Annotated in this window: 21 protein-coding genes; 6 read left to right on the forward strand and 15 right to left on the reverse strand. The window is 64.7% G+C overall.

Annotated elements, in window-relative coordinates; translation table 11 throughout:
• Window positions 1-8 precede the first annotated feature (8 nt).
• On the reverse strand, window positions 9-959 hold the full coding sequence (locus RCI06_RS01070) for an ROK family protein (protein ID WP_172439194.1): 951 nt from the start codon (window positions 957-959) through the stop codon (window positions 9-11).
• 200 nt (window positions 960-1,159) lie between these two features.
• Between RCI06_RS01070 and RCI06_RS01075 the strand changes: the two genes are divergently transcribed.
• Entirely contained in the window at window positions 1,160-2,059 is a 900-nt protein-coding gene (locus RCI06_RS01075; RefSeq protein ID WP_306573684.1) for a glycyl-radical enzyme activating protein, read from the forward strand.
• Between the two features lie 44 nt (window positions 2,060-2,103).
• On the opposite strand, the gene RCI06_RS01080 is transcribed toward RCI06_RS01075, so the two are convergent.
• From RCI06_RS01080 to RCI06_RS01120, 9 genes are all read right to left on the reverse strand, one after another.
• Complete coding sequence (locus tag RCI06_RS01080) at window positions 2,104-2,862, reverse strand: DeoR/GlpR family DNA-binding transcription regulator (protein ID WP_101550239.1); 759 nt, start codon at window positions 2,860-2,862, stop codon at window positions 2,104-2,106.
• Window positions 2,863-2,984: 122 nt separating this feature from the next.
• On the reverse strand, window positions 2,985-3,512 hold the full coding sequence (locus RCI06_RS01085) for a cysteine hydrolase family protein (protein WP_101550237.1): 528 nt from the start codon (window positions 3,510-3,512) through the stop codon (window positions 2,985-2,987).
• Between the two features lie 49 nt (window positions 3,513-3,561).
• Entirely contained in the window at window positions 3,562-4,503 is a 942-nt protein-coding gene (locus tag RCI06_RS01090) for a 1-phosphofructokinase family hexose kinase (protein ID WP_276872034.1), read from the reverse strand.
• 15 nt (window positions 4,504-4,518) lie between these two features.
• Window positions 4,519-6,483, reverse strand: a complete 1,965-nt coding sequence (gene ftsH, locus RCI06_RS01095) for an ATP-dependent zinc metalloprotease FtsH (protein ID WP_101553201.1) — start codon at window positions 6,481-6,483, stop codon at window positions 4,519-4,521.
• Window positions 6,484-6,597: 114 nt separating this feature from the next.
• Window positions 6,598-7,152 carry a hypoxanthine phosphoribosyltransferase gene (gene hpt / locus RCI06_RS01100; RefSeq protein ID WP_242970823.1) on the reverse strand — a complete coding sequence of 185 codons (555 nt, stop codon included), beginning with the start codon at window positions 7,150-7,152 and terminating at the stop codon, window positions 6,598-6,600.
• Between the two features lie 2 nt (window positions 7,153-7,154).
• A complete protein-coding gene (gene tilS, locus RCI06_RS01105; protein WP_101550233.1) occupies window positions 7,155-8,549 on the reverse strand; it encodes a tRNA lysidine(34) synthetase TilS in 1,395 nt (464 codons plus the stop codon).
• On the reverse strand, window positions 8,539-9,855 hold the full coding sequence (gene dnaB / locus RCI06_RS01110) for a replicative DNA helicase (RefSeq protein WP_101553199.1): 1,317 nt from the start codon (window positions 9,853-9,855) through the stop codon (window positions 8,539-8,541). The genes tilS and dnaB overlap by 11 nt, the downstream gene beginning before the upstream one ends.
• A gap of 72 nt (window positions 9,856-9,927) precedes the next feature.
• Complete coding sequence (gene rplI, locus RCI06_RS01115) at window positions 9,928-10,377, reverse strand: 50S ribosomal protein L9 (protein ID WP_101550231.1); 450 nt, start codon at window positions 10,375-10,377, stop codon at window positions 9,928-9,930.
• A gap of 76 nt (window positions 10,378-10,453) precedes the next feature.
• The gene (locus tag RCI06_RS01120) at window positions 10,454-12,427 is read right to left on the reverse strand and encodes a DHH family phosphoesterase (RefSeq protein WP_276873283.1); all 1,974 of its coding nucleotides are present in this window, start codon (window positions 12,425-12,427) and stop codon (window positions 10,454-10,456) included.
• A 182-nt stretch (window positions 12,428-12,609) separates the two neighbouring features.
• On the opposite strand from RCI06_RS01120, the gene RCI06_RS01125 reads away from it, so the two are divergent.
• Both RCI06_RS01125 and RCI06_RS01130 read left to right on the forward strand, forming a co-directional pair.
• Window positions 12,610-13,092, forward strand: a complete 483-nt coding sequence (locus RCI06_RS01125; protein WP_101550226.1) for a DUF6530 family protein — start codon at window positions 12,610-12,612, stop codon at window positions 13,090-13,092.
• A complete protein-coding gene (locus tag RCI06_RS01130; protein ID WP_306573688.1) occupies window positions 13,092-13,433 on the forward strand; it encodes a GIY-YIG nuclease family protein in 342 nt (113 codons plus the stop codon). The genes RCI06_RS01125 and RCI06_RS01130 overlap by 1 nt, the downstream gene beginning before the upstream one ends.
• 259 nt (window positions 13,434-13,692) lie before the next feature.
• Here the strand turns inward: RCI06_RS01130 and RCI06_RS01135 are convergent, their stop codons facing one another.
• Both RCI06_RS01135 and RCI06_RS01140 read right to left on the reverse strand, forming a co-directional pair.
• Window positions 13,693-15,906, reverse strand: a complete 2,214-nt coding sequence (locus RCI06_RS01135) for a ribonuclease J (protein ID WP_288234159.1) — start codon at window positions 15,904-15,906, stop codon at window positions 13,693-13,695.
• Window positions 15,907-16,157: 251 nt separating this feature from the next.
• Window positions 16,158-18,479 carry a sugar phosphate nucleotidyltransferase gene (locus tag RCI06_RS01140; RefSeq protein WP_306573690.1) on the reverse strand — a complete coding sequence of 774 codons (2,322 nt, stop codon included), beginning with the start codon at window positions 18,477-18,479 and terminating at the stop codon, window positions 16,158-16,160.
• A gap of 188 nt (window positions 18,480-18,667) precedes the next feature.
• On the opposite strand from RCI06_RS01140, the gene rnhA reads away from it, so the two are divergent.
• From rnhA to nifU, 3 genes are all read left to right on the forward strand, one after another.
• Window positions 18,668-19,117 (forward strand): ribonuclease HI, encoded by a 450-nt coding sequence (gene rnhA / locus RCI06_RS01145; protein ID WP_101550221.1) that lies wholly within the window; start codon window positions 18,668-18,670, stop codon window positions 19,115-19,117.
• 99 nt (window positions 19,118-19,216) lie between these two features.
• Window positions 19,217-20,410: a cysteine desulfurase NifS gene (gene nifS, locus RCI06_RS01150; protein ID WP_306573692.1), complete on the forward strand. Its 1,194-nt coding sequence runs from the start codon at window positions 19,217-19,219 to the stop codon at window positions 20,408-20,410.
• Between the two features lie 23 nt (window positions 20,411-20,433).
• Entirely contained in the window at window positions 20,434-20,862 is a 429-nt protein-coding gene (gene nifU, locus RCI06_RS01155; protein ID WP_306573694.1) for a Fe-S cluster assembly scaffold protein NifU, read from the forward strand.
• Between the two features lie 58 nt (window positions 20,863-20,920).
• On the opposite strand, the gene RCI06_RS01160 is transcribed toward nifU, so the two are convergent.
• From RCI06_RS01160 to RCI06_RS01170, 3 genes are all read right to left on the reverse strand, one after another.
• A complete protein-coding gene (locus RCI06_RS01160; protein WP_101550215.1) occupies window positions 20,921-21,856 on the reverse strand; it encodes a magnesium transporter CorA family protein in 936 nt (311 codons plus the stop codon).
• A gap of 370 nt (window positions 21,857-22,226) precedes the next feature.
• Window positions 22,227-22,700 (reverse strand): DUF4358 domain-containing protein, encoded by a 474-nt coding sequence (locus tag RCI06_RS01165; RefSeq protein ID WP_306573696.1) that lies wholly within the window; start codon window positions 22,698-22,700, stop codon window positions 22,227-22,229.
• 16 nt (window positions 22,701-22,716) lie between these two features.
• Window positions 22,717-23,568, reverse strand: a complete 852-nt coding sequence (locus tag RCI06_RS01170; RefSeq protein ID WP_101550211.1) for a GDSL-type esterase/lipase family protein — start codon at window positions 23,566-23,568, stop codon at window positions 22,717-22,719.
• Window positions 23,569-23,608: the final 40 nt, after the last annotated feature.

A 23,608-nucleotide genomic window follows, 5' to 3' on the forward strand; every position in this document is an offset into this window, starting at 1 on the left:
TTCTCCTTTCAATAGAACAGCTCGGCCGCGCCGATGACGCCGAAATCGTGTTCAAGCTCCGCCATCTTGAAGTAGACGGGCATATCGTTGTGGTTATAGCCGTCGAATACCTCGCGCACGCGTCCGAAGAGCAGTTCCCCAAAGCCGGTCAGCCCGCCGCCGAAGATGAAGCAGTTGATGTTGAGGGTCACATAGAGGTTATAGAGCCAGATGCCCAAAAACTTCGCCATCTGCCCGAGCGCACGCAGCGCCATCGCGTCCCCCAGCCCGCACGCCTGCCGGAGGTGCACCGCCGTGATCTTTTCCGCCCCGCCCGCCAGCTCGGCCATGACGGTCGGTTCGCCCGCCGCGATCCAGCTTCGGATGTGCCGGACGATCATCGAGCCGGAGCACCAGCTCATGAGGCAGCCGCGGTTGCCGCAGCCGCACTCGATCCCCTCGCCGGGCGTGACGATCATGTGCCCGCTCTCCCCCGACCAGCCGTACCGGCCCCGGAAGAGCCTGCCGTCGATGACGATGCCCGACGAGATGCCGGTGCTCACCGGGCAGTAGACGATGTTCTGGAAGCCGCGCCCCGCGCCGTGGCGGAATTCCGCCAGCGCGCCGGTGTGGGAGTCGTTGTCGAGCAGCACCCGCGCGCCGCCGAGCTTCTCCATCAGGTAGGCGCGCGCCGGGAAGTCGCGGATCTTCGTCAGGTTGGTGGTCTTGACGATCCGCCCCTCCTCGAAGAGGATGAAGGAGGGCATCCCGATGCCCACGCCGCGCAGGTTTCCCGGGGCAATCCCCGCCTCCTCCATCAGCTCCCGCACGTTGGCGGCGACGCCGTCGAAAAACGCCTCGGGGGAAAGAGAATCGTCCGATCGGCAGCGGCGGCGCGCCACGATCTGTCCCGCGCCGTCAAACACGCCGTACGCCGTCTTGGTCCCGCCCACGTCAACGCCGATCACATACTGTTCCATGCGGCCGCTCCTCCCCGCTGTCAAGTTTATTCGTTCGTAAGTCTTTAACCATTCGTTTGCAATTTCATTGTAGCAATCTCCCCAAAGAATGTCAATTGTATTTCTGTACAAAATCTTATAATATTTCATTCGTAAGTTTTCGTTTACTTTTGGGTTTCCCCGTGCTACAATGGAGCCAGACAAACGAGGGGGGCGTTCCCATGGGCGAGAAGTGCCTGATTTTCAATCTCCAGAAGTTCAGCCTGCACGACGGGCCGGGCATCCGCACCGTCGTGTTCTTGAAGGGCTGCCCGCTGCGCTGCGCGTGGTGCGCCAACCCGGAAAGCCAGAGCCCCGACATGCAGATTCTGTGGGACGGCGGGCAATGCCTGCGCTGCGGCGGATGCGCGCGCGCCTGCCCGCGGGGGGCGGCCGCGCTCGGCGCCGAAGGGGTGCGGATCGACCCCACGGCCTGCGTGGGGTGCGGGGCCTGCGTGCGTCAGTGCCCGGCGCGGGCGCTCTCCTGTGAGGGGTCGTGGAAATCCGCGGAGGAGGTGCTGCGCGTCTGCATGCAGGACCAGCCCTTCTACGAGGAGAGCGGCGGCGGGGTGACGCTCTCGGGCGGCGAACCGCTCATGCACCCCGATTTCTGCGCCGCGCTGCTCGGGGCGCTGCGGGAGCGAAAGGTCCACACCGCGATCGAGACGACCGGGTACGCGCCCGCCGCCGACTTCGACCGGGCGGCGGCGCTCGCGGACCTGCTGCTCTTCGACGTGAAGCACTGGGACGAGGCACGGCATGTCGCGGGGACGGGCGTCTCCAACCGCGCAATCCTCGACAACCTGCGGCGGGCCGCCGCCTCCGGAAGCGAGGTGCTCCCCCGGATTCCGGTCATCCCCGGCTATAACGACGCGCCCGCGGACGCGGACGGCTTCCGACGCCTTCTCCGGGAGGCCGGCCTTTCGCGGGTGCAGCTGCTCCCCTTCCACCAGTTCGGCGAGAAAAAATACGCCCTGCTCGGGCGCGCCTACGCCTATTCCGGTGCGGACGCGCTGCACGAGGAGGATTTGGAGGACTACCGGCGGCGGTTCCTCGACGGCGGGATCGACGCCTTCTTCTAACGCGCAAACGCCCCGGGCGGCCAACGGCCGTCCGGGGCGTTTTCTTATTCGTTTGCCGGCACCGTGTGCACCGTGACCGCGCGCGCCTCCAGTTCATGGCGCGCTTCGGGCGGGATGCCGTCGTCGGTGATCACCGTCCGCGCCTTCTCAGCGAGCTGGAGCGGCACCACGCCGTGGCGCCCGAACTTGCTGCTCTCCATCAGCACGACCACCTCCTCCGCCTGCGCGGCCATATCCCGCACCGCCTGCGCCCGCAGGTGGTCGCTGTTGGTGAAGCCGCTGCGGCTCGCGTAGCCGTCGGTGCCGATGAACAGCCGGTCGACGCAGAAGTTTTCCGCGCACTGCCGCACAAGAGGCCCCACCATCACCTGGGCGTCGTTCTGGTAGACGCCGCCCAGCAAGATCACCTTCGCGCCCGGTTTCCTACGCACGTACCCGGCGATGAACGCGCTGTTGGTGATGATCGTCACATCCCGGCCTGCGCCCGTCAGCGCGTCCGCCAGCAGCGCGCAGCAGCTTCCGCTCTCGATCATGACCGTCTCGCCGTCCCGCACCAGCTCCGCCGCGCGCGCCGCGATGCGGCGTTTCGCCTCATAGTGGTAGGCGATGCGCCCGTTGAGGTCGTCCGGACTGCAAAGCACGGCCCAGCCGTGCTCCCGGTGGATGACCCCCTTCTCCTCCAGCGCGTCGAGGTCCTTGCGGACCGTCACCTGCGAAACGCCGATCTCCCGCGCCAGCGCGGCCACTTCGATCCGCTTGCGCTCGGTCAAAAGCTCCAAAATCCGGTATTCCCGCTGTTTCACTGCCGTCACCTCATTTGTTGTTCCATCTTAGCACAACGCGATAACGAAATCAACCCGTTTTTCTTTCAAATGAAGCGGAAAGGGGCGGGCAGCCCTTGGCTGCCCGCCCCTTTTGTCCTGGATTACCGGTTGGTCACGGCGACCTGGAGGCCCTCCATCACGTCGAGCGCCTTTTCGTTCATCGCCGGGTCGGCGCAGGCGGTGCACCGCGCGTCGACCGACACCCGCGCCTCGGGCAGCGCGGCCTTGACGAGCACCGCGTTGGAGATCACGCAGATGTTGGAAACCAGCCCACATAGCTCGACCTCCTCATAGCCCTGCGTCTTGGCGTAGTAGGCCAGCGCCATCGATCCGAAGGCGGGCTTGTGGAAGCAGGGGGTCAGCGCGTCGCAGTAATCGGCCACCCTCCCGTAGAGCTCCCAGCCCGGCATCCCCCGCACACAGTGGGTGACGGGCAGGTTTTTGCCCTCCTGCGTCTCCAGGTAGTCCTCCCCGTGGGTGTCGAAGGTGAACGCCACGTCGTCCCCGCGGGCCTTGTACTCCTCGATCTTGCGGCAGATCGGCTCCTCGAGCGCCTCCGCGCCCGGGAACCCGAGGCTCCCGTTTACAAAATCGTTCTGGTAGTCCACCACAACCAACAGCTTGCTCACTTGCTTGTCCTCCCCTTTGAAAAGGGCCGGATTCCTCCGGCCCTCTTTTTCAGATTTCGTATACGGATACCTGGTTATTGACCATCGCGACCGAGATGCGCCGGGGCGGGTTCGTGCCCTCCACGAGGCAGGAGGCCGTCCCGAAGGCCGCAGCGAACTGCAGCGAGCGCTTGGGGTCGTACTTGTAATCGTGCGCGATGATGAAGCCCGCAAGGGCCGCGTCGCCCGCGCCGATGGTGGATTTGATCTCCGAAAGCTCGGGGACGTCGGCCTTGTATGTAACCTTGCCGTCCCCGTAGACCATCCCCTCCGCGCCCATGCTCGCGAGCACGTGGCGCACGCCGAGATCGGCAAGCTGCTTGACGGCGGCCTTGATCTGCTCGAGCGATTCGAGCGGGCGGCCGACGAGCATGCACAGCTCCTCGAAGTTGGGCTTGATCACCCACGGCTGGATCTTGGCGATGTTTTCCAGCGTGGCGGAGCGGGTGTCCAGCGCGACCGTGCCGCCGCACTCCTTGATGAACATGCAGATTTCGCAGAAGATGTCGTCGGTGACCCCTTCGGGCATCGCGCCCGCCACCACGACCAGCGTCGCCGGGCGGATCTCCTCCGACAGCGCCGTCTCCAGCTCGTCGATCGTGCGCTGGCGGATCTTGGGGCTCTTGCGGATCAGCCGGGTGAAGGTGCCGTCCGGGGTGACGATGCTGATGTTCTCGCGCATCCGACCGGGCGCGAGGATGACCCGCGTCCGGACATGCTCGTCGTTGAGGCGCTCGAAATAGCGCTTGCTGTTCTCCTGTCCGGCCACGATGAGCGCGGTGTTCGCGAGCTCATAGCTTTGCAGCACGCGCGAAACGTCGACCGCCTTGCCCGCCGAATCGTACAGTTCGCTGGTGACGTTGTTCTCGCTGCCCATGATGAACCCGTCCACATAGAGGGTGATGTCCGCCACGGGGTTGAGCGACAGCGTGATGATCTTGTCGAAGAGCATCTTCCTTACCTCCCGCTAAAAGTGATTCCATTCCTCCCCGAACGGCGAATTGTCCGGGTGCTCCGCGGGGGGAGCCTGCCCTCCCGGGGCGGGTTCCTCTTTGGGGGCGGTGTCCTTGGGCGGCTCAGGCTGCCGGCCGGGCGCGGCGCGGTAGAAGGAGGACCCGGAGGTCTCCGGGACCGGCCTGCCCTCCATCATCGCGGCGAACTGGTCCTCCTCCATCTTCTCGTGCTCGAAGAGGTACTGCGCCACCTGGTGCAGCTGATCCATGTGCTCGGTGAGGATTTCGACCGCGCGCTCGAAGGCGGTGTCGATGATCTCGCGGATCTCCGCGTCGATCTCGGCGGCGACGTTTTCCGAATAGCTCGGAGTGCTCGAGAAGTCGCGGCCGAGGAAGATCTCGTTTTCGTCGTGCCCGTAGACGATGGGCCCCAGCTTCTCCGAGAAGCCGTAGCGCATGATCATGTTGCGCGCGACCTTGGTGGCGCGCTCGATGTCGTTGGAGGCGCCGGTCGAGATGTCCTCGAGCACGAGCTTCTCCGCCACGCGCCCACCGAGCAGGGTGACGATCTCCTCGTTCATCTCCCGCTTGGTCATGTAGGATTTGTCCTCGCCCGGCAGCGAAAGGGTGTAGCCGCCCGCCATGCCGCGCGGGATGATCGATATCTGGTGCACCGGGTCCTGCGTGGGCAGATAGTAGGTGCAGACCGCGTGCCCCGCCTCGTGGTAGGCGGTGAGCTTTTTGTCCTTCTCGGTGACCACCCGGCTCTTCTTCTCGGGGCCGGCGATCACCTTGATGGTCGCCTCCTCGATCTCGGTCATCGTGATCGCCCGGAGGTTCTTTTTGGCGGCGAGCAGCGCCGCCTCGTTCGCGAGGTTTTCGAGGTCCGCGCCGGTGAAGCCGACGGTCGACGCGGCGATCGTATGCAGGTTCACGTCGGGCGCGATCGGTTTATTCTTGGTGTGGACGCGCAAGATCGCCTCGCGCCCCTTGATGTCGGGATAGCCGACCGCGATCTGGCGGTCGAAGCGGCCGGGACGCAGCAGCGCCGGGTCGAGGATGTCGCGGCGGTTGGTCGCCGCGATGATGATGACGCCCGTGTTGGTGCCGAAGCCGTCCATCTCGACGAGCAGCTGGTTGAGGGTCTGCTCGCGCTCGTCGTGCCCGCCGCCGAGTCCCGCGCCGCGGTGGCGGCCGACCGCGTCGATCTCGTCGATGAAGACGATGGACGGGGCGTTCTTTTTGGCCTGCTCAAAGAGGTCGCGCACACGCGACGCGCCGACGCCGACGAACATCTCGACGAAGTCGGAGCCGGAGATCGAGAAGAAGGGCACGCCCGCCTCGCCGGCGACCGCCTTGGCAAGCAGCGTCTTACCGGTTCCGGGAGGGCCCATAAGCAGCACGCCCTTGGGGATGCGCGCGCCGAGGGAGTTGAATTTGGAAGGGTTCTTGAGGAACTCGACGATCTCGACGAGCTCCTCCTTCTCCTCGTCCGCGCCCGCGACGTCCTGGAAGGTCACCTTCGGGCCCTCCTCGGGGGCGCGGGGCTTCGCCTTGCCGAAGCTCATCACGCCGCCCGTGCCGCCGCCGCGCGCCTGCTTCATCATCATGTAGTAGAAGAAGACGAGCAGGCCTACGAGCACGAGGGTCGGCAGCAGGCTCACCCACCAGGGGGTCTGCTTGATCGGGAAGTGGTCGTAGACCATCGGGGCGTCGGGGTGCGCCTCGTTGTACTGCCGGACGAAGCTCTTGGTGCCGTCCGGCTTGTCGGAACTGATATCGTCGAGGAAGAGCACGACGTTGGGGACCTTGTAGTCCTTGGTCGTGTCGTCCTGGAAGGTCATCTTCAGTTCGCCGGTGCCCAGGTCGAGGGTGTATTCCTTGACCTCCTGCCGCTGGAAATACCCGAGCACGTCGGAATACTTCTCGGTGACGGGGGTCTGCCGCATCGACGAGAACATCAGCACGGCCATGAGCATCAGCAGCAGAAAGGTCGAAAGCCAGATGCCGATGCCTCTTGACTTTTTGTTCAAATCAGATTCACTCCTGTCAAATCATTGCGCGCCCAAAGCACGCCGCACGGCGGCGCGGGACTACTTTTCGTAGACCTCCGGCTTGAGCACGCCCACATAGGGGAGGTTGCGGTATTTCTCCGCGAAGTCGAGCCCGTAGCCGACCACGAACTCGTCGGGCACCTCGAAGCAGGTGTAGTCCGCCTGGATGTCCGCGGCGCGGCGGGCGGGCTTATCCAGCAGCGTCGCGATGCGGATGTCCGACGCGTGCCGCTGCATGAGCAGCTCCTTGAGGTATTTGAGGGTCAGGCCGCTGTCGAGGATGTCCTCGACGATGAGGATGTTGTAGTCCTGGGGGTTGATGTCGATATCCTTGATTATCTTAACCACTCCCGAGGATTTTACGCCGGAGCGGTAGCTCGAAACAGCCATGAATTCGATCTCGCAGGGGACGGTGATCGCGCGGATGAGATCGGCCATAAAGACGAACGATCCCTTGAGCACGCCGAGCACCAGCAGCTTTTTGCCCGCGTAATCCGCGGAGATTTTCGCGCCGAGTTCCTTTACCTTTTCCGCGATCGCATCTTCCTCGATCAGTACCTTCAGGATGTCGTCCGTCATATTCCCTTTCGCCATGCCTATTCATCCTCCGCTCGTTTGTCCCCCGCCCCGGACTCCGGCGCGAGGGTGATCATCATGATGTTTTTCGTCCCGCGGCCGACCCGCACCCGCTCGTCCACGCCGGCGCCCTCCGCAAAGAAGACCCCTTCGCTGTCGGCCAGCACGCACAGCCGCTCGCGTCCGTCGAGCCCAAGCTCGGAAAAGAGCTTTTTGAGCGTTTTCGTACATCCGCGCCCGGCGGGCTTCATCCGGTCGCCCGCCTGCCGTGAACGTAAAAAAATATCAACATTTATTTTATCATAGTCGGCCGCGTTTTTTAATCCCTTATCCGGAATGTTCTCAAAAATTTCATAATCTGCACAGTTTATAACCGAAAATTCTATTGCTTTTCCACCGTCCAGCGGAATCCGCGCGCCGTCAAGCCGCGCCTTCTCGAGCTGCCGCGGCGCGATCGGCGCGAGGCGCTCCCCGCGCCGTTCCAGCCGCAGCACCCCTTCCCGCACGGTGACGTAGAGCCGCGGCCCGACCTGCATCGTGTGCCTGCGGCTGTTCACCAGCATGCCGGCGACCGCGCCGATCCGCTCGGCCGAGCGTTCGACGCCGCCCTCCTCGAGCAGCGAGGCGATGATGCGGGAGCGGAGCGCCGGGTGCAGCGCCGCGAGCCCCGCCGCGTCGTAGCCGCCCTCCCGGCGGAGCTTCTCCCCCGCCTCCCCCGCGAGCCGCGCGAGGCAGTCGGCGTCCCGCCGCAGAGAGTCGGTCATCCGCCCGACGGCCGCGAGCGCCTCGGGATTCACCCGGAAAAGCTGCGGCAGGACGTTGTGGCGGATGTGGTTGCGGGTGTAGCGGTCGGTCAGGTTGGTGCTGTCGGTGACGTAGCAGAGGCCGTGGGCCGCGCAGTAGTCCTCCGTCTCCCGCCGGGTGCAGCCGATGAGCGGCCGCACGACCGCCCCGCGCACCGGCGGGATGCCGCACAGCCCGGCGATGCCGGTGCCGCGCGCGAGATTCAAAAGCACCGTCTCGGCGGCGTCCGAGAGGGTGTGCGCCGTCGCGATCTTGCAACGGTATTTTTCCGCGAGCTCGTCGAAGAAGGCATAGCGCGCCTCCCTCGCCGCGACCTCGATCGACACGCCCCGCTCCCGCGCGAGCGCCTTGACCTCGACCCGGCGCAGGTCGAGCGGGATTCCATACTGTTCGCACATTGTGCGCACGAGCTGTTCGTCCCGGTCGCTCTCCTCCCCGCGCAGGCAGTGGTTGAGGTGGCAGGCGCGCACCGTCAGGCGAAGGTCGGTGAGCGAGCACAAAAAATCAAGCAGGGCGACCGAGTCGGCGCCGCCCGAAACCGCCGCCGTGACCGTGTCACCCTGCCGGAGCATGGAAAACTCTTCAATTGTCGCCCTCGCCTTACGGTTCATCGCGCCCCAGCTCCAAATTCGTAAATCTCGTGTAACGGTTGTCCCAGCCGAGCTTGACGACCCCCACCTCGCCGTGGCGGTTCTTGGCCACGTCGCACTCGGCGATGTTGCGCTCCTCCGCCTCCTCGCGCGCGTAGTAGTCCTCGCGGTAGAGCAGCAGGACGATGTCGGCGTCCTGCTCGATCGAGCCCGATTCGCGCAGGTCGGAGAGCATCGGCTTGTGGGTGGTGCGGCTCTCCGGTCCGCGGGAGAGCTGGGAAAGGGTGATGACCGGGACGTTGAGCTCCTTGGCCATAATCTTGAGGTTTCGGGTGATCTCCGAGACCTCCTGCACGCGGTTTTCGCTGCGCCGCCCGGTGGACATCAGCTGGAGGTAGTCGATGATGACGAGGTCGACCTTTTTGAGCCGGCGCAGCTTCGCCTTCATCTCCCCCACCGTGATGCCCGGCGTGTCGTCGAGGTAGACGTCCGCCTTGGAGAGCACCTGCGACGCCATCGCGATGCGCACCCAGTCGTCCCCCGTGAGCTCGCCCGTGCGCAGCAGCTGCCCCTCGACCGACGCCTGCGACGAAAGCAGGCGCTGCGCGAGCTGCTCGCTGCTCATCTCGAGGGAGAAAACGGCGACCGTGCGCCCCCCCTTGGTGGCGACGTTCTCCGCGATGTTGAGCGCGAGGGAGGTCTTGCCCATGCCGGGGCGGGCCGCGATAAGGATGAGGTCGGTCTTGTTGAGCCCGGTGATCACCCGGTCGAGCGCCGGGTAGCCGGTCGAGATGCCCTTATACTTGTCCCGGTCCTCGCCCGAGAGGTGCTGGAGCAGCTCGTAGGTCTCGGTGATCGCCGTGCGGATATGCTTGAAGGAGCTCGTGTTGCGCCCCTGGCGGATGTCGAAGATGCTCTGCTCGGCCGAGTCGAGCAGCACGTCGGACTCCGCCTGGGACTCCTGCGCCATGTCGATGATCTCCCGCGAGGCGGTGATCAGCCGGCGCACGTAATATTTTTCGCGCACGATCCTGCAATACGCCTCGACGTTCGCCGACGAGGGCACCACCTGCGCGAGATTGGTCAGGTAGATTTTGGCGTCCTCGTCGGTCTCGAAGATCTGCTCCCCCTTGACCGCGTCGAGGATCGTGATGAAGTCCATCGTCCGGTTCATATTGAACATGTTGGTCATCACGTCGAAGATCTGCTGGTGCTGGGGGCGGTAGAACGCCGCCGACCGCAGGTTCTCCATCACCAGCGCGAAGCAGGAGGGATCGATCAGCACCGCGCCGAGCACACTCTGCTCCGCCTCGAGGCTGTAGGGCATCTGCCGGCCGTATTCCCCCGTATCCAGATTAAATTCCGCCAACGCAGCCCCTCCTTCCCTCACAGCATCCGGTTATTCCGCTTCGCCGACGACCACGTAGACGTCCGCCGCGATGCCCGGGTGCAGCTTTACCTGCACGGTGTAGCTGCCGAACGCCTTAATGTCGGAATCCATGACGATCTTGCGCTTGTCGATCTGCGCGCCGAACTGGCGGGAGAGCTCCTCGGAGATCTCCTTGCTCGTGACCGAGCCGAACAGCTTGCCGTTCGCGCCCGCCTTGGCCGCGATCTTCACCGTCTTGCCGCCGATCTTCCCGGCCATCTCCTGGGCCGCCTGCTTTTCCACCGCGGCCTTGTGCTCGACCGACGCCTGCCGCGCCTTCATCTCGCCGAGCGCCTGGGCGCTCGCCTCGATCGCCAGCCCCTTGGGCAGCAGGAAATTGCGGGCGTACCCGTCGGAAACCTTGACGAGCTCCCCCTTCTTGCCGCTTCCCTTGACGTCCTGTGTCAGAATCACTTTCATTGTTCCGTCTCCCTTCCGGCCCCCTTCCGGGGGCCTGCCAAATGCGATCTCCGTCGGGCGCGGGCGCCTTCCGGGACTAATTTCTGCTGTTTTCCTCGAAGTACTGGTCGATCGCCGCGACCAGCCTGCGGTACGCCTCGTCGAGCGGCATGCCGGAAAGCTGCGCCCCCGCCATCGTGAGGTGCCCGCCGCCGCCCAGCTTTTCCATGATGATCTGGACGTTGAGCTGCCCCATGCTGCGCGCCGAAATCGACACGCCGCCGTTCATCTCAAAGACGAGGAAGGACGCCTGCACGCCGATGATGCCGAGCAGTTCGTCCGCGGCCTGCGCCGCCGTCACCTGGATGTCGGGCGCGTCGCGGTCGGGCGACACGGCGATCGCGCAGCCGCGGTAGACCTCCGCGTTGGCGACCAGCTTGGCGCGGCGCTGGTAGCTCTCCATCGACAGGGCGAACATCCGCCGCACCTCCACCGTATCCGCGCCGATCTTGCGCAGGTAGGCCGCGGCCTCGAAGGTGCGCACCCCCGTCTTGATGATGAAGTTCTTGGTGTCGAGCATAATGCCCGCCAGCAGCGCCTCGGCCTCGGGGCGGCCGAGCCGCAGCTTGTCGCCGAAATACTGCACCAGCTCGGTGACCATCTCCGACGCGCTCGACGCGTAGGGCTCGTGGTAGAAGATGACGGCGTTGTCGATGTGGCCGACCATCTTGCGGTGGTGGTCGACGACGACGACGTTCTTGCAGGCGTCGAAGACCGCCTCCGACTCGAGGATGTGCTTGACGTGGGTGTCGCAGATGACGAGCAGCGTCTTGCGGGTGATTCTGGGCAGCGCGTCCTCCGGCTCGAGGAACATCCCCTCGAATCCGTTCTGGAGCAGCCGCTCATATTCGAGCGTCACGAGGTTGGTGCTCCTGCGGATGACGACGTAGGCGTCCTTGCCCATGAGGCGGGCGGCTTTCATGATGCCCACCGACGCGCCGAAGCAGTCGAGGTCGGCGGCGCGGTGGCCCATGACGAGCACGTTGTCGCTGCCGGAGATCAGCTCGGCGAGCGCGGTCGCGACGATGCGCGTCTTGACCTTGGTGCGCTTCTCCATGCCGCTCGAGACGCCGCCGAAGAACTCGTAGCCCGACGCACCCCGCACCGCGGCCTGGTCGCCGCCGCGCCCGAGCGCCATATCGAGCGCCTGGCGCGCGAACCGCTCGCTCTCCTCCAGGGTGGCCGCGTCGCGGCCGACGCCGACCGACAGGGTCGGGACCATCTTGGTCTCCGTCTCGATCGCGCGCACCTGCTCGAGCAGGGTGAACCGCGCCGAAATGACGCCGCGCAGGCTTCGCTCCTCCATCACCGCGGTGAACCGGTCGCGCTCGGTCTTGAGCAGCAGCCCGCCGCTGTCGGTGACGAACTTGCTCACCGCGTATTCGATCTGGCCCATCACCCGCGCGCGCTCGTTGTCCTTCATGTTCTGCTGGAGCTCCTCGTAGTTGTCCACCAGGATCAGCATGACCGACGGGCGGGTCTCAAAGTATTCGCGCGCGTAGCGCTTGAGCTCGGTGTTCTCGAAGAAGTACACCATGTAGAGCTCTTCCTCTTCGCTGACCGCGCGCGCCACGTAGGCGGCGTAAAACCGCCCCTTGTATTCGGTGTCGTAGCCGCCCTCGGGACAGGTCCGGGTGATGTCCACGCCGGTCAGGATGGTGTAGATGCTCTTGCCGTAGCAGTTCTCCTCCCCGAGGATCTCCTTCTGCCCGAGGCGGTTGCACCAGACGATCTCCCCCTCCCCGCTGCACACGAACACCGGGATGGGGAACCCCGTCAGCGCGTCCTGCTGCACGGTGGTCAGCGTCTGCCCCATCGTGACCAGGAAGCGGCTGATCTGCCGCTTGGCAAGCTGGACCTGCCACACGAGCAGCACCGCGCACGCCACCGTGACGAACGCGCAGATATAAAACAGCCGGATATTGAAGAACAGCGTGGCCACCGTGACGGCCGCGCAGCACCCGATTGCGATCAGCAAAAAGGATTGGAACGGATGATTACTTTTCTTCACTTCAAAACCTCGTTTGTAACGATGTTGTCGGTTTCCCAAGCGGGACCGGCCCACTCATACATAGACTATTATATCACGTCCACCCGTCTGTTGCAATCCACAACCTGCCGCTTGACAGGCGAGGGCGCCTCTGCTATAATTCAAATTAGTAAATGACTAATTTAGTAAATGGAGGATTTCCCATGAACATCCCAACAACGTTAAAACATAAACCCGTCATCGCGGTCGAGGACTACGAGGCGATCGATGAGCACCGCTTCCCCGGAACCGACGCCAAGGGCCTCTCCCTCGGGCTTGCCCAGTGGAACGACCGCGGGAAGCTCGACATCTCCGCCAAGGTGTGGCGCCACACGGGCGGCAAATGGTCCCGCCAGTCGGAGGAGCTGCCCCTGCACCGGGTGCTCGACCTGGCCATCCTCACCGCCCGCGCCTGCCAGTTCTTCCGCGAGGAGAGCTACCGCCACCCGGAATTCTACGACCCGGAGCACCCGGTCATCGACCGGGTGGGGCTCGAGGGGGACGCGATGACCGTCTCGGTCTGCACCGAAAACCCGATGATCGGGGAGGACATCAAGCTCTTCAGCCAGGCCCTCTCCGACGAGGGGGAACGCCTCGGCGAGCGGTTTTCCGTCCTCGCGCGGCTCTTAAAGGAGATGGGATACTGATGGACGCGCATAAAAAGGAGCTGCTGAACGCCTACAAGAGCCGTCCCCTTTCGGGCGGCGTCTACATCATCCGCAACACCCAGAACGGCCGCTACCTGCTGGCCGCCGAAACGAACCTCTCCGGCTCGAAGGGCAAATTCGAGTTTTCCCAAATGACCGACTGCTGCAACTGGCACAAGCTCTCCGCCGACTGGAAGGCGTGCGGCAGGGACGCCTTCGTCTTCGAGGTGCTCGACGAGCTCACCCAGAAGGAGACCCAGACGCCCGATGAGTTCCGCGCCGACCTCGCCGCGCTCGGCGAGCTGTGGGCGGAAAAGCTCGACCCCGCCCTCGCCTATTAGCTCCCGCCGATCCGGTCCTCCCCCGCCCATTCGTCCCTTTATCTAAATCTTCCGACCACGCAACAAAGCGGCCGCCCAATCGGGCGGCCGCTTCTGCATGCAGTTCATCAGGGGGTGGTCCATGGAGGGGGACGACCCGGCCCCCTCCATGAGGCGCGCCGGGCGGGCGTCGGCGCAGAGCGCCGCCCCGGCCCATCGGGCCGGGCAGTCCCGCCCCTCCTTAACGTGCTTTTGGTCGGGAGCCAAAAGCACGCGCGCCCTAGACCTCCTGGATGACCGGCAGGATCATCGGGCTGCGCTTGGTGCGGCTGTAGAAATAGGAGGAAAGGGAATCGCGCACCTGCGTTTTGAGGTTGCCCCAGTCGCTGACATGCTTTTTGGTGCAGCCTTCGATCGTCTGCTTGGCGACGGTGCGCGCCTCGGCGAGCATATCCTCCGCCTCGCGCACGTAGACGAAGCCGCGCGAGATGATGTCCGGGCCCGCGACGATCTGGCCGTTGGTCCCGTCGATGGTGGTGACCACCACGATGAGGCCGTCCTCGCCCAAATGCTTGCGGTCGCGCAGCACAATGCTGCCGACGTCGCCGACGCCGAGGCCGTCGACGAGAATGCGCCCGGACGGGACGATCTCTCCCGTCTTGACCGACACGCCGTCGAGCTCGAAGACGTGGCCGTTCTCGCCGATAAAGATGTTTTCGGGCGGGATGCCCATCGCCAGCGCGAGGCCGGCGTGGCGCTTGAGCTGCTTATACTCGCCGTGCACCGGGAAGAAGAACTTCGGCTTGGTGAGCGCGAGCATGATCTTCAGCTCCTCCTGGCAGGCGTGGCCCGAGACGTGCACCTCGTACATCCGCTCGTAGATCACGTCGGCGCCCAGCCGCATCAGGTCGTTGACGACGCGGCCGACCGTCTTTTCGTTGCCGGGAATGGGGTTGGCGCTGATGATGATGAAGTCGTTCGCAGTGACCGACACCTTGCGGTGGTCGCCCGACGCCATGCGCGAAAGCGCGCTCATCGGCTCGCCCTGGCTGCCCGTCGTGATGAGGACGACGTCCTCGGGGCGGTAGCGGTTGATGTCGTCGATGTCGATCATGACGCCCTCGGGGGGCTTGAGGTAGCCGAGCTCGGTCGAGACGAGCACGGTGTTGACCATGCTGCGGCCGGAGACGGCGACCTTGCGGCCGTATTTCGCGGCCGCCTCGCAGACGAGCTGCATGCGGTGGATGTTGGACGAGAAGGTCGCAACAATGATCCGCTTATGCTCCGCCTGCTTGAAGAGCTTGTCGAAGCTCTCGGCGACCGTCACCTCGGTGGGGGTGAAGCCGGGGCGCTCGGCGTTGGTCGAATCGGACAGCAGCGCAAGCACGCCCTTGCCGCCCAGCTCGCCGAACCGCGCGAGGTCGATGATGTCGCCGATGATCGGCGTATAGTCGATTTTGAAGTCGCCCGTCTGGATGATGACGCCCGCCGGGGTGTGGATGGCCAGCGCGACCGCGTCGGGGATCGAGTGGTTGACGCGGATGAACTCGACCTCGAAGCAGCCAAGCTTGATCGTCTCCTGCGGAGCGATCTGCACGAGCTTGACCTTGCCGTAGAGTCCGTGCTCGCGCAGCTTGTTCTCAATGAGCCCGAGGGTCAGCCGGGTGGCATAGACGGGGACGTTTAGCTGCTTGAGGAAGTAGGCCAGCGCGCCGATGTGGTCCTCGTGGCCGTGGGTGATGACGATGCCGCGCACCTTGTCGCGGTTTTTCATCACATAGGTGAAGTCGGGCAGCACGAGGTCGACGCCCAGCATGTTTTCATCCGGGAAGGTCATGCCGCAGTCGACGAGGAACATGTCATCCATACACTCGTAGACCGTCACGTTCTTGCCGACCTCCAGAAGGCCGCCCAGAGGGATGACGCGCACCGGGGTCTTGCGCTGTTCCTTCTGGCCCTTGCGCCTGCGGCCCTGCTGTTTGGCCGCGTCCTGGCGCGCCTCGGCCGCCTGGCGGGCCTTGCCCGGCTCGGAAAGCTCGATCGTCGCGCCGACGACCACCGGAGCCTTTTTGCCGCCCCTGGAAGGCTTTTTCGGCGCCTTCGGCGCCTGCTTGGCAGCCGCGGCCTTTGGGGCCGCGGGCTGTTTCGCGGCCTGCTTGGGAGCCTGCTGCTTCGGGGCCTGCTGTTTGCCCGCCTGCTGCTTGGCGCCCTGCTTGGGCTGCTTCTGCTGTTTCTGGGGCGCGTCCTGTTTTTCATTCTGCGCCCTGGCGGCGCCGTTCCCCTGCTTCTCAGCGGATTTGGGCGCGGCTTTTTTCGGCGTCTCCGCTTTGGGGAGCGCCTTCTGGATCAGCTTGGCCGCGGCCTCTTTCACCGGCTGCCGGGGCTTTTTCTTCTGCGCGCCGCGTTCGACGACCGAACGCTTTTCGAGCGCGTCAAGCCCAAGGCCGAGCTGTTCGTCGGTCAATTTACCACCGACTTTTTTTTCATCTGTCACAAATGTACCTCCATGTTTTATGCAATTAGCAACTGCTCTTATCAAAATCCGGCAGAAAAGATCACAAAATCAGAACCCATCCTCCAACTGCTTACCCGGTCATGCCCAATCCACGAAACGGGTCAGCATCCCCGCCGGAAAGGACATCAATCGCAGTGAGAGAATAGGCGATGAAATTCCGTCAGCCGAATTCTTCTACCATCAAACGCATTGTGAAAATGCGTAAACCGAACACATGATTATTATACATTTTACCCGATTTCCCCCTCTTTGTCAAGCAAGCCCTCCAGCCGCCTGGTAAAATCTGCACAGAGCTCCTCCGCGATCTCCCAGCTCGCGGCCTCCGCGAAGACGCGGATGGCGCCGCCGTTTTTGCGCGGGCGCAGCAGCACGACGCCGCGGTCGCCCCGCACGACGACCCCCTCCCCCGCGCGTTCCCCGGCAAACTGCCCGAGCGCGCGCGCGGGCGGCGTCCGGATGGGCACCATCCGTTCCGCCTCGGCAAAGGGCGGGAGCTGCCGGTCGAGCTCGCGCAGCGAACCCCCCCCGCGCTTCATGAGCGCGAGCAGCTGCACGGCGAGCATCAGCCCGTCGCGCGCGCACTGCTGGCGCGCCGCGAGCTTCCTGCCCTGCGCGTCCGAGCCGTCCGCCGGACAGAGCAGGTAGCGGTAGACCCGCCGTCCCCGCTCGCCGGCCAGCGTGTCGAGCGCCCGCGGAAAGTCGTTTTCCACCGCGACGTCCTCCTGCTGCTCGAACTGCGCGAGGCACCACGCCGCCACCGCCCGGTGGCACCCGAGCTTCGTCTCCCCCTCCGAGAGCTCCAGCCGCCGCCCGTCCTCCGAGAGGGTGAGCTGCAGCGCCGCCGCCTCCGCGATCTCGCAGCCGAGCTTCGTCAGCACGTCGGAGAGCAGCCGCCCCGCGGCGGCGTTGCCGCAGGCGACCCGCGCGCGCATCCCGTCGAGCCCGTCGGGGGCCTGCCGCAGCAGCTCGGTCAGGTACATGACCCCGATGCCGCTCATGTCCACGCAGTCGCCGAACCCGTCCGCCCCCGCGCGGGCGAACTCCCCGCGCGAAAGCGCCAGCTCGATCTCCCGCTCGACCCGGCGGGTGGCGGGCAGCCCCGCCTCGCAGAGCACCTTGATCGCGTTCTGCTCCCCGGCGCAGAGGTAGACCCCCAGCGTCAGGGCATTGTAGCCCATCGCGAAGCCGAAGAGCGCCTCGAAGACGCTCCCGAAGTCGAGCACCGGCGCGCCGGTCGAGCGCACCCCCGCGATGAGCGCCGCGCCGAGCACCTTGGCGCACCGCGCGTCCCCCGTCGCCACGCCGACCGGGCGGCCCTTGGCGAGGGTGCCGACCGCGCAGCCGATCCGCACGGCAAGCTCGGGGGTCAGCTCCACGCCGACCTCGCCGCACATCCCCTCGTCGTCGAAGGCGCAGGCCGCGCCCCCCTTTGCCGAGAGATGGTCGGAGACGGCCGCGCCGTCCGGGACCTTCACGCCGCCCGCGACCCGGATGCCCGCGCGGATCTCCGCGCCCGCGCCGACGGCGGCGCCTTCGCCGACCGCCGCGCCCTCCCCGAGCCGGGCGCGCGACTTGACCGCCGCGCCGGGGCAGAGGACCGCGCCTTCGGCGGCGGCGTGCTCGCCGAGCACGCTGCGGGGCAGCAGCACGCTCCCCCGCACCTGCGCGCCCGCGCCGACGGTGCAGCCGTCGTCGAGCACGCTGCCCTCCCCGACCTGCGCGTTGCCGCCGATCCGCACCCCTTCGCCGACCCACACGGGCGGCGTCAGCTCGTAGCGGCCGGCGGGCCGCCTGCCCGCGAAGTAGTTGCCGGCGGCGTCCCGTTCCCCGCGCAGACGGCAGCGCACCCGCCCCGCGAGCAGGTCCGCCTGCGCGCGCCGGTAGGCCCCGAGATCTCCGATGTCGCACCAGTAGCCCGACAGGGTGCAGTTTTTGAGAAGCATCCCCCGCTCGAGCATCGCGGGGAAGAGATCGGATGCAAAGTCGAATTTCCGGCCCTCGGGAATCATATTGACCGCCTCGGGGGACAGGATATAGATGCCGGTGTTGGCAAGCTCGCTCGTCGCCTGCGCGTAGGAGGGCTTTTCCACGAAGCCGGTGATCCGGTCGGTTTCGTCCGCCACGACCAGCCCGTATTCACGCGGGTCGTCCACCTTCGCGGTCACGATGGTGACCGCCGCGCCGCTCTCCCGGTGCGCCTCCGCCGCCTGACGCAGCGGGAAGTCGCAGAGCGCGTCGCCGCTGATGACGAGCGCGGGGCCGTCGGGCGCGCCGAGCGCGTTTTTGACGCTGCCCGCCGTGCCGAGCGGCGCCTCCTCCTCGCAGAAGGAGAGCTTCACCCCCGCGAACTCCGCGCCCTCAAAATGGCCGGTGAGCCGCTCGGGCAGGTACTGCAGGGTGAGCACGCTCTCAAAGATCCCGTTTTCCGCGAGCAGCTCGAGGATGTATTCCACGACGGGGCGGCCGCACAGCCGCGTCATCGGTTTGGGGACGTTTTCCGTGAGCGGGCGCAGGCGCGAGCCCTGTCCGCCCGCCATAATGACCGCTTTCATCAGATGGGGAACCCTCCGTATAAACAGATTTACCGCTAGTATGGACGAAATCCCCCATCTTTACACTTTCCCGGCCGTCCGGGCGCAAAAAAACGGCCGCGCCCCTTGTAAAAAAGAGCAAAATCGTCTACAATATTTTCCGGTGTCTATCGCCGGGAAACCGGCAGTTTCACGGCACGGAGGAATGGATGCGTAAACAGGTCGAAATCTTTACCGACGGCGCCTGCTCGGGCAACCCCGGCGCGGGCGGCTGGGGGGCGGTCCTGCGGTTCGGGCGGCACGAGAAGGAGCTCTCGGGCGGCGAAATGCAGACCACCAACAACCGCATGGAGCTCACGGCGGTGATCATGGCGCTATCGGCGCTCAAGGAGCCCTGCACTGTCACGATCACCACCGATTCCAAATACGTCGCGGACGCGGTCTCCAAGGGCTGGGTCTACGGCTGGCAGAAGAAAAACTGGATGCGCGCCCCCGGCGAGCCGGTCAAGAACCCCGACCTGTGGAAGCGGCTGCTCGCGCTCCTCGCGGAGCACGACGTGACCTTCCGCTGGGTGCGCGGGCACAACGGGCATCCCGAAAACGAGCGGTGCGACGCGCTCGCGGTCGCCGCGATCGAAAAGGTGCGGGAAAATCCGTGATTTTTCGCGGAACCCCTTGCAAAATATACTTTATCGGTATACAATAGAGGCGTAATCAAAAACAACCCTTACATTTCCGGATAGAATGGTGGTAAGCGAATGAAACGGTTTGTATACGCGGACAACGCCGCGACAACACAGATTTCCCCCGAGGTGCTCGAGGCGATGATGCCCTGGCTCACCGAGGGCTACGGCAACCCGTCGAGCATCTACGAGCTCGGGCGCAGCGCGGGCTTCGCCATCGAGGATGCGCGCAAAAAGGCCGCCGCCGCGCTCGGCGCCCAGCCGAACGAGATCTACTTCACCGGCTGCGGCTCGGAGAGCGATAACTGGGCGATCAAGGGTGCGGCGCACAAGCTCGCCGCCAAGGGCAAAAAACACATCGTCACGACGGTGTTCGAGCACCACGCGGTGCTGCACACCTGCGCGGCCCTCGAAAAGGAGGGCTTCGAGGTCACCTACCTGCCGGTGGACGAGCGGGGCCTCGTCACGGCGAAGCAGGTCGCGGACGCCATCCGCCCCGACACGGCGCTCGTGACGATCATGTACGCGAATAACGAGATCGGCACCATCCAGCCGATCCCCGAGATCGGCGAGCTCTGCCGCGAACGGGGCGTCTGGTTCCACACCGACGCGGTGCAGGCGGTCGGCAACGTTCCGATCGACGTGCAGGCCCAGAAGATCGACATGCTCTCCCTCTCCGGCCACAAGATCCACGCCCCCAAGGGGATCGGCGCCCTCTACATCAGGAAGGGCATCCTGCTGCCCAACCTCATCGACGGCGGCGAGCAGGAGCGCGGACGCCGCGCCGGCACCGAAAACGTCGCGTCGATCATCGGACTCGGCCGCGCGATGGAAATCGCCTGCGCCGACATCCCCGCCAAGATCGCCAAGGTCACCCCGCTGCGCAACCGCATCATCGACGAGCTGCTCACCCTTCCCCTCTCCCGCCTCAACGGCGACCGGGAACGGCGGCTCGCGGGCAACGCAAACCTCTCCTTCGTCGGCGCGGAGGGCGAGGCGCTCCTGCTGGGGCTCGACATGCAGGGGGTGTGCGCCTCCTCCGGCTCCGCCTGTACGACCGGCTCCCTCGACCCGAGCCACGTGCTCCTCTCGCTGGGGCTCTGCCACGAGGTCGCGCACGGCTCGCTGCGCCTCACGATCACCGACTGGACCACCCCCGACGACGTCGAGCAGATCATCGCGGCGGTCAAATCGGTCGTCGAACGCACCCGCGCGATGTCCCCGCTGTGGGAGGATATCCAAACCGGTAAAAAAGCCTTTAGGGTCTAAGCATAGAAAGGACTGGATGCAGAATGTTATATTCGGATAAGGTGCTCGAGCATTTCGCCAACCCCCACAACGTCGGAGAAATCCCCGACGCGGACGGCGTGGGCGAGGTCGGCAACGCCAAATGCGGCGACATCATGAAGATGTACCTCAAAATCAAGGACGACGTCATCGAGGACGCGAAGTTCAAGACCTTCGGCTGCGGCGCGGCGATCGCGACCAGCTCGATGGCCACCGACATGATCAAGGGCTCGACCATCGAAGACGCGCTAAAGCTCTCCAATCAGGCGGTGGTCGAGGCGCTCGACGGCCTGCCCGCAAGCAAAATCCACTGCTCGGTGCTGGCCGAGCAGGCGGTCAAGGCGGCGCTCGCCGACTACTACCGCAAAAACGGCGTCGACCCCGACCCGATCGTCGGGACGATCACCGAGTGCGAGGCCTGCCACGGGCTGTAAACGAGAATTGAAAGAGCCGCCCATCTGGGCGGCTCTTTTTCTGCCTTGCGGCGGACGTTCAGTGGAACATATCCTTCTTGACGAGGATGAAGGTGCCGATGCCGGCAATGATCAGCGAGATGACGATCGGCACCCACCAGACGGGGAACGGCAGCCCCGAAACGTTCATGCCGTAGAAGCTGAACACCATATTGGGGATGGCCATGACGATCGTGATGGCGGTGAGCACCTTCATGACGATGTTGAGGTTGTTGGAGATGACCGACGCGAAGGCGTCCATCATGCCCGAGAGGATGCCCGAATAGATATTGCACATCTCGATGGCCTGCTTGACCTCGATCAGCACGTCCTCGAGCAGGTCCTCGTCCTCCTCGTAGAGCTTGATGATACGGCCGCGCAGGATTTTTTCGAGCGTGACCTCGTCCGATTTGAGGGAGGTGGAGAAATAGACAAGCGATTTTTCCAGCCCGAGCAGCTGGATGAGCTCCTTGTTGCGCATCGACTGGTGCAGGCGGCTCTCGGTGGTGGAGGAGAGCTTGTCGATCTGCTTGAGGTAGATGAGGAAGCGCGCGGCGATGCGCAGCAGCGTCAGCAGCAGAAAGCGGGTCTTGAGGGAGGTCTGCAGCCCCTTGACGCGGCCCTCCGCCATGTCCATGATCGTGAGGTTGTCGTTGAGGCAGACGGTGATGACATAGTCCCGCGTGATGATGATGCCCATCGGCAGGGTGGTGTAGAGCAGCGTCTTGTTCTCGTCGGTCTGCTCCTCGGCGGAGGGATAGTCGACGATGACGAGGGTCTGGTCCTCCTCGCTCTCGATGCGCGAGCTCTCCTCCTCGTCGAGCGCGGCCCGGACGAAATCGGGCTCCACGCCGAGGTCGCCGGTCAGGTAGGCGACCTCCGCCTCGGTGGGGCTGACGACCGAAATCCAGCAGCCCGGCTCGGGCGCGTCGATCTTGAGGATGCGGTTGTCCACCGTCTTATAGAAATTCAGCATAGAATGGCCCCTTTCTCAGGGGCTTCTAAGCACGGTGGGATGCGCCCCTGACGATATTGTGTTTTTTGACACAGAGCTTCCACCAGCGGGTACTTCCCGGGTCAGGGTTCACATCGGCACCTCCAAACTGTTTGATCGGTTCAAATTCCATATCCGGCGCCCGTTTGACGCCTTTCCCATTATAGCACATGATTCCCCGATTGCAAGCGCAAATTCCCGCAATCCGGACCCTCTTCCGCCTAGCCGCGCAAAAACCGGCCAAATCGGCCTGATTTCCGAAAATCCGGGTCAATACCGTCAAAATTGCGTAAAACTGGACCGCGAGAAAGCCCCCGCGGGAACGGTACGTTCCCACGGGGGCGTCCGGCAGTCAGAACTGCGCTTCAAAGGTCTTTTCCACGGAGGAGGTGTCGTCCGCCATGACGAGCAGGACATAGTTCCCGTGGGTCAGCACGAGCGCGCCGTCAATCTTGGTCATCTCCTCGGGCTTGTAGTCCTCGTAGGAGAACTTCTGGTCCTCGATGCGCACATCGATCGCGTCCTTGATATGCTGCACGTCCGCCGCGTCCTTCGCCTTGATGACGGTGACCTCCTCGGCGGTCGAGCGGGTGCCGCTCATGTACATCGACGCGTCCGCGACCTTCTCCTTGTCGAGCGAACTGTAAAGGCTGTAGAAGACCGTCTCGTCCGCCGTGACCATCTGGTCCTTGAGGTCGAGGCCGCCGGCCACCGCCGCGACAACGTCCGCCGCCGCGGGCTGCTTTCCGGAATCCGCCTGCTTGCCGCACGCCGCCAGCGAGAGGACCGCCAGCGATGCGAGCAGGACTGCTAAAATACGTTTCATGATGACAGCTCCTTATTTATGATACGGTGTGGGTTTTGAGGTATTCAAACCACTTGGTGTAATATTCCGGCCCAAAGTGCATCCCGTCGGTCGGGGAGGCCTCCTCGGGCAGTTCGCCCCTGTCGTTCTTGAGCGCCTCAGCCACGTTGACGAAGTAGACGCCCTTCTCCTTGCTGAGCTCGAGCAGCGCCGCGTTGAAGGCGTCGATGTGGCTGTTGTCCAGGTTGTAGATGTTGTCCGGCGTCACCGGAAGGATCGACTGGACGTAGATCAGCGCGTTCGGCTGAAGCGCCTTGATGTCGTCGAGCAGCTTGCCGTAACGGGCGATGAAGGTCGCAGTGTCCTCCCGGGCCTCGTTCCCGCCCAGCATGATGTAGAGTTTGGCATAGGGCTTCTGCCCAAGCGCATCCATGATCGTGATGCGCCCCTCCTCCGTCTTGACGACCTCGCGCGTGTAGACGGTGTCAAGGTTGACGCTGGTGCCCGCGAGCACCGTGGTGTTGGACATGAGCCCGTAGAGGCCGATCCCCTCGGTGATCGAATCCCCGACGAACGCCGCGTCGTCAAAGTAGGTGCCCATCACCCGCTCCGATTCGGGGACCGCCCCATCGGGCAGCGCGGGCTTCTCCGGCGCCTCCGGTTCGCTGCTCTCCTCCGGCTCGGAGGAGGACGCCTCCGGCTCGCTCGATTCCGGCGCGGCGCTTTCCGCCACGGAGGGCGCGCTCTCCTCCGGTTCGGCGGCCACCTTCTGCCAAATCCCGGCCACGGCCAGCGAAAAAACCAGCGCGAACGCCAGCAGGCCGAGCACCGGCCAGAGCATATTCCGATTGTGCCCGCGGATCACCTTGGGCGGTTTCTTTTCAAACATCCCTTTACTCCTAACGGCGGGAGCCGCCCCCCGCGTATTC

The organism is Anaerotruncus massiliensis (ex Togo et al. 2026) (assembly GCF_030825285.1).
GTDB lineage: Bacteria > Bacillota > Clostridia > Oscillospirales > Ruminococcaceae > Anaerotruncus > Anaerotruncus massiliensis.

Bases quoted from the DNA above. Each gene is read 5' to 3' on its own strand.
- hpt (WP_242970823.1), bottom strand. From the start codon at position 7,152: ATGGCGAAAGGGAATATGACGGACGACATCCTGAAGGTACTGATCGAG.
- RCI06_RS01075 (WP_306573684.1), top strand. From the start codon at position 1,160: ATGGGCGAGAAGTGCCTGATTTTCAATCTCCAGAAGTTCAGCCTGCAC.
- RCI06_RS01165 (WP_306573696.1), bottom strand. From the start codon at position 22,700: ATGAAACGTATTTTAGCAGTCCTGCTCGCATCGCTGGCGGTCCTCTCG.
- ftsH (WP_101553201.1), bottom strand. From the start codon at position 6,483: ATGCTCATGGCCGTGCTGATGTTCTCGTCGATGCGGCAGACCCCCGTC.
- RCI06_RS01140 (WP_306573690.1), bottom strand. From the start codon at position 18,479: ATGAAAGCGGTCATTATGGCGGGCGGACAGGGCTCGCGCCTGCGCCCG.
- RCI06_RS01160 (WP_101550215.1), bottom strand. From the start codon at position 21,856: ATGCTGAATTTCTATAAGACGGTGGACAACCGCATCCTCAAGATCGAC.
- tilS (WP_101550233.1), bottom strand. From the start codon at position 8,549: ATGAACCGTAAGGCGAGGGCGACAATTGAAGAGTTTTCCATGCTCCGG.
- rplI (WP_101550231.1), bottom strand. From the start codon at position 10,377: ATGAAAGTGATTCTGACACAGGACGTCAAGGGAAGCGGCAAGAAGGGG.
- RCI06_RS01130 (WP_306573688.1), top strand. From the start codon at position 13,092: ATGGACGCGCATAAAAAGGAGCTGCTGAACGCCTACAAGAGCCGTCCC.
- RCI06_RS01170 (WP_101550211.1), bottom strand. From the start codon at position 23,568: ATGTTTGAAAAGAAACCGCCCAAGGTGATCCGCGGGCACAATCGGAAT.
- dnaB (WP_101553199.1), bottom strand. From the start codon at position 9,855: ATGCCCTACAGCCTCGAGGCGGAGCAGAGTGTGCTCGGCGCGGTGCTG.
- rnhA (WP_101550221.1), top strand. From the start codon at position 18,668: ATGCGTAAACAGGTCGAAATCTTTACCGACGGCGCCTGCTCGGGCAAC.
- RCI06_RS01125 (WP_101550226.1), top strand. From the start codon at position 12,610: ATGAACATCCCAACAACGTTAAAACATAAACCCGTCATCGCGGTCGAG.
- RCI06_RS01070 (WP_172439194.1), bottom strand. From the start codon at position 959: ATGGAACAGTATGTGATCGGCGTTGACGTGGGCGGGACCAAGACGGCG.
- nifS (WP_306573692.1), top strand. From the start codon at position 19,217: ATGAAACGGTTTGTATACGCGGACAACGCCGCGACAACACAGATTTCC.
- nifU (WP_306573694.1), top strand. From the start codon at position 20,434: ATGTTATATTCGGATAAGGTGCTCGAGCATTTCGCCAACCCCCACAAC.
- RCI06_RS01090 (WP_276872034.1), bottom strand. From the start codon at position 4,503: ATGCTCTTCGACAAGATCATCACGCTGTCGCTCAACCCCGTGGCGGAC.